The organism is Streptomyces bambusae (assembly GCF_020532645.1).
Lineage (GTDB): Bacteria > Actinomycetota > Actinomycetes > Streptomycetales > Streptomycetaceae > Streptomyces > Streptomyces bambusae.
Genome location: NZ_JAJAUZ010000116.1, coordinates 1 through 8,389 on the forward strand (window position 1 = coordinate 1; position 8,389 = coordinate 8,389).

An 8,389-nucleotide genomic window follows, 5' to 3' on the forward strand; every position below is an offset into this window, starting at 1 on the left:
GGACTGGCCTTCGGCCAGTTGCTCCTGCGCTCCGCTCCGGAGCACTGATTCCCCTCCGCTGCGCTCCGGGAACCGGCTTTCGGCCGGTTATTCCTCCGCTTCGCTTCGGAAGTTTCAGCGCTACGCGCTGAAGATGAGGGGTAGCCAAGCGCTGCGCGCTTGGCAGGGAAACCGCCTCCCCTGCGCTCCGGCGAACTACCCCTTCGGGTAGTTGCTCCTCTGCTCCGCTCCGGAGCAGTGATTCCCCTCCGCTGGGCTCTAGGGGCCGCCCTTCGGGCCGTTGTTCCTTCGCTTTGCTCCGGAGGAGTAAATTTCCTTCGCTGCGTTCCGGGCGAAGCCCTTCGGGTTGTTATTCCTTTGCTTTGCTTCGGAATCCCCAGTGCTGCGCGCTGGCGCGTAGCCCCCAAGCGCTGCGCGCTTGGCGAGGAACCCGTCTCCGCTGCGTTCCGGCGGAGGCGCCTTTGGCTGCTTGTTCCTCCGCTTTGCTTCAGAACATTGGGAATCTTCTTCGCTTCATTTCTTGGAGGGGTTTTGCCGATCCGAGGCCGGCCTTCGGTTGGGTTGTTCCTCCGCTTCGCTTCGGAACCCTTAGCGCGTAGCCCTGGTAGTGGAACTAGCTTTGCTGTGTTCTGGGGGTCGGCTTGTTTGGGTTTGGCTTGCTGCAGTAAATACAGGGGCGAAGGAGCTCCAAGAGTTGGGGTGGCTTGAAGAGGTTCGGATTTTTGGGGTGGTGAAGGTGTATTGGTTGACGCCGACGGTTGACGTGGTGTGGGAGGAAAGGGTTGTGAGGTTGAGGGCGGCGCGTAGTTGAGGTTTTGGGTGGGTTGGTGGGGTGAGGAACTTGGGGTTCCTCACCCTTTTGCATGGGGTGGTGGTGGGGTGGTGGGGGCCTGGTGGAGGGGGTGCTTGAAGATCGCTTGAGAGTTGGCGAAGTTGTGCTTCAAAAATCACTGTGGATAGAAACGGGATCAAGTCAACCTGGGCGGTGAAGTGGACAGTGTGTCCGGTTGGTGGGGGGCTTGGTGTGGGTGGGCGCGGTCGGTGATGGGGTGTCAGATGTAGGGGATACGGAGACGTTCGGGACGGCAGTTCGTGCGCGTAGCGGGGGGACCACCGGCGTATAGAAGGTACGGAGATGCGTTTGCGCAGGTCAGAGGGGGTGCGGGGGGAAAGTTATGTCCCCTCAGGAGGGACATAACGGGGGGGATGTGTCGCTGGTGGGGGGACATAACGAAGGCAAAAAGTCAGTGGGGCTGACGTAATAGCGGCTAAAACGTCGGGGAGGCTGACGTTTTAGGGGAGTTCTGTCGGTGAACTGGGGGTGGGGGCGGTGGGGTTGGTGAGGGGTGGCCGGAGGGGGGTCCCGAGGGGGCTTGGCCGAGATGTGTCCCTCCTGAGGGGACACAAGACACGCTGAACGTCAACGAGGGTGACATGTATGTCACCCTCGTTGACATACTGCTCTCTGTAGATCAACGAAGTGGAGAGCAGCCTCGTGTCATCAGAGCCACAGCACCGCCGGCCGAGCCCGGCGCGCGTGCCGCGTCCTGATCTTCCCGTTGATGACGCGATCTCCGCGTGGAGTCAGCCCCTGGCGCCGGTCAGGGATCTGGACAGTCTGGCGCGGAGGTATCCGAGCCGGAAGCTGACGCTGGACGGTGAGCGCAAGCCGCTGGAGTTCTACGGGACGCAGAGCCAGCCCAATGCGTTCTCGATGGACAGCCTGGAGTTCTTCCTGGTGATCGCCCAGTACTTCCGGGAGGCGCTGCCCCTCCGGCTGATCCTCCTGCTGATCGCCTGCCAGCGGGCGGGGGGGCGGATTCCGCTTACCCAGGAGGAGATGGCTACCATCCTGGACGTGAGTCGGACGAAGACGTCTGAAGCGCTGCACACGATCATGTCCCACGGGATCGTCTTCAAGGTGCGGCGGGGTGTGTACCAGTTCAACCCGCCCTACAGTTACCGGGTAGCAGAGTTCATCCCGGGTACGGAGACGACGGGTGAGTTCGTGAAGGTGGAACAGCACAGCACCATCTCGCAGATCCGTAGCGATACGAGTCTGCCGGACCTTGTGCGGTTCCCGTCGTTGGACCATATGCGACAGGCCATCGCAGAACTCCGGGCCGAACGCGCCAAAGAGCGCGCTGCGCGGCGGCTGAGCCGTGTGCAGCGCAAGGAAGAAGGGACAGCTCAGTGAGCTCCTTGCGATTCGCTGCGGTCAACGCCGACGGGCTTCTCTCTGACCTGGACCTTCCGCCTGCGGCGTACCGGGTGCTGCTCAAGTTGCGCTCCCTGAGCGAGCCCGGCGGCAGGATCCTCATCGACCAGGCCACGATCGGCGGGCTGCTGGAGCTGAGCCGGCCGAGCGTGAACGCGGCCCTGCGCAGTCTTGAGCTGGCCAAGCTCGTGCGGAAGGTCCGCAACGGGGTGTACCAGATCAACCCGATGCTGGCGGGCTACAACTCGTTCGAGGACGCGGTGGCCGCCGTGAACGAGATGCCGGCGGACGAGCGGCTGGACGCGCGCGGGTACGTGGCCAGCTACCACCGGGCGGTGGCGGCGTATCAGGACCAGCTGGCGGAGCAGCGGAAGAAGCGGGCTGCGCAGGCGGCGGCGAAGAAGGCCGCCGAGTCGAAGCGGCGGCGGACGCTGCACGCGGTGGGTTGAAGCGAGGAGTGACGGCTGGGGCTGGGGCCTCGGCCGAAGAAGGCTCTGAGAGGGGCTGTGTGGGCGCTGGGGCGCCTGTGCAGCCCCTCTTTGCGTTCTCCTGCGGGTGGGGGGTTGAGGGGGGCTCAGGGGGGCTGCTGTGGCTTCGGGGTGGCCGGGCTCCGGGGCCGGGGGTGGGTCAGAAGTCGAATTCGACGTAGTCGATGTCGGTGAACTCGACCAGGAGGCCGGAGGCGCGGGCGCCGTGGTCCTTGAAGTAGACCTCCTGGAGGCCTTCGGCGGCGATGTCGCGGAGCTGCTGTTCGGTGGCGCCGGCTTCCTGGGCGGCGAACAGGCGGGAGGCGTACTCCGGGGGGAGGTGCTGGGTGATGCGGCGCATGCGGCCGTCGTCGGTGGTGCCGGGGGCGGCGGTGAAGCCGAAGCGGGCGCGGGTCTCGATGACGACGCCGGTGGTCTTGGCGGCCTTGTCTCGGGCGCGCTTGCGGACCAGCGGCTGCCAGCGGCGGCGCACCTCGGTTTCCAGGCGGGCGGCGAGGTCGGCGCGGGGGTTCTTGATCTGGCCCTTCACATAGCGCTCGACCGTTCGCTGTGAGATGCCGAGCAGGCCGGCCACGGCTTTGGTCGATCCCTTTTCGGATTTGACCAGGAACTTCATGCGGGCTTGCGGGGACTTGGGGATGGGGCGGGTGAAGTTCGCCTCGGTGGCCTTGTCGAGGCCGTCGCCGATGTCGGACATGTCTTCTTCTTACTCTCCGTCGGCCGCGGCGTCGTGGCCCTTGATGTGGCGTGCGGGGTTGTGGTGTTCGTCGAGCAGGCCGACGGCCCACAGGAGGGGCTGGGTGCCCTCGTGCTTGACCATGCCGGGGCTGACGCCGAGGCGGAACCCTCCGGGCAGGGGCTTGCCGTCGGGGGTGCGGGGCAGGAAGTCGAGGGGGCCGGGGCCGTCGGAGAGGTACACCGCGCAGTCGGAGAGGACGGCGATGGGGTGCAGACCGACGGCGGCCAGCTTGTTCATCTTGCGGTGCATGTTGACGCGGGCCGTGGCGATGACGGCGGCGCGGATGTCGGGGCGCCAGGTGGGGCGTTCCAGGGCGGGCCAGCGTTCGCCGGGGCGGTAGCCGAGGCCCTGGGGGCGTTCGCGGAGCTTGCCGATGCCGCCCTTGACGGTGGCCTTGATGGCGGAGAGGACGGCGGCCTGGGCGGGGTCGTGCTGTTTGTGGGTCTCCATCGCGGTGAGGAACTCGGCATCGGTCATGCCGGTCGTGACGCCGAGGGCGGCCATGGTGGCCAGGTAGGCGTCACGGAGGCGGGTGTACCAGCTGTCGAGGTACGGGCCGTTGTCCGGGCGGACCCATGCTTCGGCGGGGTGGACGTCATGGCCGAGTTCGCGGGCGTAGGCGAGCGTGGGGGTCGCGTACCAGGCGGGGCCGGTGGGGCGTCGGCCGGACGGGGTGAAGGGGCTGGGCAGGCGGGGGTCGAGCTCGATGCCGGAGAGGTCGGCGAGCCAGCTGCCGGGGAGCTTGGGGTCGAACTGCGGCGCGGTGACGTGGACGGCGGGACCGATGCCGACGAGGAGGCGGTTCGCGGCGGCGGCGAAGGCCATGTTCACGTCGATGCCGACGGCGTGGGTGCGGGTGCACTCGGCGTCGGTGAGGAGTTCGGGGTCGCGGATCCAGTCGTACGCCTCCTCGTCGAGGACCTGGTCCGGGGTGCGCTGGTGGTGGCGGGGGTAGAGCGTGGCGACCACCGGGTGCTCGTCGGGGGCCTCCGGGGGAGCGGGGTCGGTGGGCCGGGTGAGGGAGCCGGGGACGGGGGCGGAGACCCAGGTGCCGGTGGTCTCGTCCTTGGCGGCGCGGGTGGGCGGGCGCAAGGCCGTCATGAGTTCCAGGCCGGCGACGGCGGTGGAGCCGCGGGGGGTGAGGACGCGCTCGGCGTAGGAGCCGAGGAGGTCGGCGAGTTCGGGGGCGGGGAGGGTGTGGGTGTCCTCGCCCCAGGAACGGGGGTCGAGTGCGCCCCAGGGGAGTACGGCGAGCTGGACGCACTGACGGCCGGTGGCGGCGGTGGCCGGGCGGTAGATGCGGGGCCAGGGGCCGAAGCCGCGGCGGGTGAGCTGCCACTTGGCGCGGGTCAGCGCCTTGATGGCGGGATGGTTGTCGGGGAGGCGCAGGGCGCGGCGGTCGTCGAGGACGAGGGGGAGGCCGAGTGCTTCGGTGGCTTCGGCGGTGAGGACGAGGAGGGGGTCCGAGTCCTTGCCGTAGCGGTGCAGGCGGGGGGAGCCGAGGTCTGCTTCGGGGGAGAGGGCCCAGGAGATGAGGGAGGGGAGGTCGTGGGCGGGGCAGTCGAGGAGCAGGCCGTGGGGGGCGTGCGCGGTGAGGGTGGGCTTCGCCGTCGCCGTCGCCGTCGCCGTCGACTTGGACGCGGGTGCGGATGCGGACTTGGTCGGGGGGGTGGCTGTGGTGAGGACGGCCAGGGGGCCGTGGGTGTAGCGGGCGGTGGGGTGCGTGGGGGTGGGGCGGGGGTGGGGCTTGGGGGCGGTCCGGGGGGTGGGGGTGTTAACGGCGTTAATGATCGGCTGGGGGGGTGGGGGGGAGGTGGGGGCGGGGGGTGCCGGGGGTGCGGGGGGCTGGGCGTTAACGGCGTTAACGGTCGCGTCCGCGGGCGAGGGGGAGGAGGAGGGGAGGTCGGGGGTGTTAACGGCGTTAACGGTCGGGGCTGCGTTCGCGTCCGAGACCGGGGTTGCGGGGGGTGTGGGGGGCTGGGTGTTAACGGCGTTAACGGTCGGGGCTGCGTTCGCGTCCGTGTCCGGGTCTGTGTCCGCGTTTCCGACCGGGGCAGCGGCAGGTGTGGGGGCCGGGGCGTTAACGGCGTTAATGATCGACTCGGGGGCGGGGGCGGGGGCGGGGGCGGGGGCGGCGTTAACGGCGTTAACGGCGTTAACGGTCTCGCTCGCGTGCGCGTCGGGCGTCGTGGTGGGGGCGGGGGTGTTAACGGCGTTAACGGTCGGCGCGGGGGCCTGGGCCTCGGTCGGGGGGTGGAGGGTGGTGAGGCCGTTGAGGAGGCGGGCGTAGGCGGCGCGCTTGGGGGGGCGGGGGTCGGTGCGGCCGGACTCCCAGGAAGTGATGGTTTCGCGGCGGACGGCCAGGGCGCGGGCCACCTGGTCCTGGCTGAGGCCGGCGGTCTCGCGGAGGCGGCGGCGCTCGTCGGGGTGGGGGAGCGGGTCCTGGGCGGCGGCCTCTTCGAGGAGGGCGTCGACGGCGGCGAAGAGCGAGGCCTGCTCGGCGTGGGGCTGGGGGGACTTCTTGCGGGACATGGCACCTCCTGGGGTGTGCAGCGTAACCCGAATCGCACGTTGGAACGCACCTGAAACGCACGTGGGGGTGTTAACGGCGTTAATGCCGTCAACACCCCCACGGGGTCCGGGCCGGTGTCAGGACGGGCGTGCGGACAGGATCTGTACGACGGCGGCGAGGTCGGCGGGGGACAGCTGGGACGCCAGCTGCTCGGCGATCTCGGGGGCGGTGGTCCCCTTGATGACGATGCGGCGGGCGGCCGGGGTGTTGACGGCGTTAACGCCGTTAACGGTCGAGGGGGGCGGGCTGGTGCGCTGGCGGGGCGGGTTGACCGCGGCCGCCGACTCCTCTGCCGCGGCCGCCTGGGCCTCCTGGGGGAGGCGGCCGATGCGGCGGGCCGGCTCCACCTTCAGCTCGCCGCTCTCCACCTGCTCCTGGAGCTCGGGCGTCAGGTTGAGAAGGGTGAGCCGCTGGCTGACCCAGGCCGGGGTCTTGCCGAGGCGCTTGGCCACGGAGGCCTGGGAGCCGTGGACCTCCACGAGTTCCTGGAGGGCGCGGGCCTGGTCCATCGGGGCCACGTCCACGCGGTGGATGTTCGCGATGAGGGCCGACTCCAGGATGTCCGCGGCGCTGGCGGCGAGGGAGTCGTTGACGTGGATCTGCATGGTCTTGAGGCCGGCGAGGCGGGCGGCCGCGAGCCGGCGGTTGCCGTCGATGACGACGTACGGGGCCCGGCCCAGGCCCTCGATCTGGCCAGGGTGGGCTTCCATGAAGGACATCCGGGTGGCGACCGCGAGCGGCTGGAGCTGGCCGCGGACCTTCAGGGACTCCGCCATCTCCTCGATCTCCGTGAGTTCCTCGCGGAGGTTGAGGGGGTTGTGGGTGAGGGCCTCGATGGGCACCTCGGAGGGCGGCAGGACCCCGGAGGTGGGGGCGCCGGTGGCCTCCGCGATGGCCGCGCGCCGGGAGCTGACGCTCACGGGCTGGGCACGGGCGAAGGAGGACGAGACGCCGAGGCGGTCTGCCTTGCTCATGAGATCTCCCGGGCGAGGGCGCGCAGGACGACGGCCTGGTCGCCCTTGGGGGCGTAGACGAACAGTGGCTGCTTGAGGCGGACGGCCTCGCGCTGCTCCTTGAGGTCGGGGACGACGGCCACGACCCGCGGATCCTTTATGTCCATCCAGGCCTGGAGCGAGGAGGTGGCGATGTAGCCGCGGCGGCCGTCGTAGAGGTTCACGACCAGGCCGAGGTAGTCGATGTCGAGGCTGAGGTCGTCGCGGAGGTCGTTGATCTGCGAGGTGAGCAGGTCGTACGCGTCGGCGGAGGAGTCCTCGGCCTGGACGACGATCAGGGCGCCGGAAGCGCCGGGCTCCTCGGCGGGGCGGCGGCGGCCGTAGTAGATGGCCGCGTCCATGGACAGGCCGAGGCTCGGGGGGCAGTCGACGAGGATGACGTCGTACTCGGACTCGACCGGGGCGAGGGCGCGTTCGAGGGCGGCCTCGCGGGCGCGGACGGTGGAGAGCCGGACGTCCAGGAGGAACGCGTCGGTGCAGGACGGCAGGAGGTGCAGGCGGTCGCCGAACCGGTCGTCGGGGATCGGGACGATGAGGTCCTGCAGCGGGCCCTGGCCCTCGCCGGCCATGTGGCGGGTAAGGCTGTCGCCGCCGATGGGGGCGGGCTGCTGGCCGAGCTGCTTGGTGAGGTGGCCCTGAGGGTCGAAGTCGACGAGCAGGACGCGCATGCCGAGGCCGGGCAGGTTCTCGCGGTCGAGCGCCGGGTCGTCCTCGGTGAGGAGGGCGAGCTGCCGGGCGATGCGGACGGGGTACAGGCTCGACGGGTCCTCGGCGAGGGCCTCGGCGGTGCCGGCGGTGATGGCGGTCTTGCCGACGCCGCCCTTCTGGTTGCAGACCACGATGCGGCGGACGACGGAGGGGCGCTGCACGGTGGGGGCCGGGTTCTTCTCCAGCCACAACTGGGCGGCCTGGGCGAGGCCCTGAATGAGGGACACGCCGCGGTCCCGTGCGTGGGTGCGGAACTCGTCCCACTGGCCGGCGGGGAGCCAGGTCGAGAAGGACTCGGCGCCGGTTGTGGTGACCGGGGAGGGGGTCGAGGCCAGGGCCGTCCAGTCGTTGATCCCCTGGGATACGGCGTCCTGGATGTCCACGCGGAGTTGGGCCGTGCGGATCTTGAGTTCCTGACGGAGCCAGGGGGGGAGCTTGGAGACGACCTTCTCGCGGTCGCTGGACGAGGGCGAAGTCATGGGGGGACTTTACTAACGTTCTGGTGGCTGGATGGCATTGACACGGAAAATTACTAACGGATGGCTAGTTCTGGGGGTGGGGGCGGGGCGGGGGGGGGGGGGGGGTGGCGGCTTCGTCTGGGTTTCGGGGGGGGGGCCCCCCCCCCCCGGGGGGGGGGGGGGGGGGGGGGGG

At 69.8% G+C, this 8,389-nt stretch carries 6 protein-coding genes; 2 read left to right on the forward strand and 4 right to left on the reverse strand.

Annotated features, from left to right (window positions below; all coding sequences use genetic code 11):
• Positions 1 to 1,480: 1,480 nt before the first annotated feature.
• Both LG634_RS37070 and LG634_RS37075 read left to right on the forward strand, forming a co-directional pair.
• Positions 1,481 to 2,197, forward strand: coding sequence for a hypothetical protein (locus tag LG634_RS37070; protein WP_226740897.1), 717 nt, complete (start codon positions 1,481 to 1,483; stop codon positions 2,195 to 2,197).
• Positions 2,194 to 2,667, forward strand: a complete 474-nt coding sequence (locus tag LG634_RS37075; RefSeq protein ID WP_226740898.1) for a helix-turn-helix domain-containing protein — start codon at positions 2,194 to 2,196, stop codon at positions 2,665 to 2,667. The genes LG634_RS37070 and LG634_RS37075 overlap by 4 nt, the downstream gene beginning before the upstream one ends.
• Positions 2,668 to 2,845: 178 nt before the next feature.
• Here the strand turns inward: LG634_RS37075 and tpg are convergent, their stop codons facing one another.
• The 4 genes from tpg to LG634_RS37095 all read right to left on the reverse strand — a co-directional run bounded on the left by tpg (position 2,846) and on the right by LG634_RS37095 (position 8,217).
• The gene (gene tpg, locus LG634_RS37080) at positions 2,846 to 3,403 is read right to left on the reverse strand and encodes a telomere-protecting terminal protein Tpg (RefSeq protein ID WP_226740900.1); all 558 of its coding nucleotides are present in this window, start codon (positions 3,401 to 3,403) and stop codon (positions 2,846 to 2,848) included.
• Positions 3,404 to 3,412: 9 nt separating this feature from the next.
• Positions 3,413 to 5,977 (reverse strand): telomere-associated protein Tap, encoded by a 2,565-nt coding sequence (tap, locus tag LG634_RS37085; RefSeq protein WP_226740901.1) that lies wholly within the window; start codon positions 5,975 to 5,977, stop codon positions 3,413 to 3,415.
• Positions 5,978 to 6,094: 117 nt separating this feature from the next.
• The gene (locus tag LG634_RS37090) at positions 6,095 to 6,991 is read right to left on the reverse strand and encodes a ParB/RepB/Spo0J family partition protein (RefSeq protein ID WP_226740903.1); all 897 of its coding nucleotides are present in this window, start codon (positions 6,989 to 6,991) and stop codon (positions 6,095 to 6,097) included.
• Entirely contained in the window at positions 6,988 to 8,217 is a 1,230-nt protein-coding gene (locus LG634_RS37095; RefSeq protein WP_226740904.1) for a ParA family protein, read from the reverse strand. Before LG634_RS37095 ends, LG634_RS37090 begins: the two co-directional genes overlap by 4 nt.
• Positions 8,218 to 8,389: the final 172 nt, after the last annotated feature.

What these genes read in the sequence shown, in the direction of transcription:
- tpg (WP_226740900.1), bottom strand. Translation starts at nt 3,403, where the DNA reads ATGTCCGACATCGGCGACGGCCTCGACAAGGCCACCGAGGCGAACTTC.
- tap (WP_226740901.1), bottom strand. Translation starts at nt 5,977, where the DNA reads ATGTCCCGCAAGAAGTCCCCCCAGCCCCACGCCGAGCAGGCCTCGCTC.
- LG634_RS37090 (WP_226740903.1), bottom strand. Translation starts at nt 6,991, where the DNA reads ATGAGCAAGGCAGACCGCCTCGGCGTCTCGTCCTCCTTCGCCCGTGCC.
- LG634_RS37095 (WP_226740904.1), bottom strand. Translation starts at nt 8,217, where the DNA reads ATGACTTCGCCCTCGTCCAGCGACCGCGAGAAGGTCGTCTCCAAGCTC.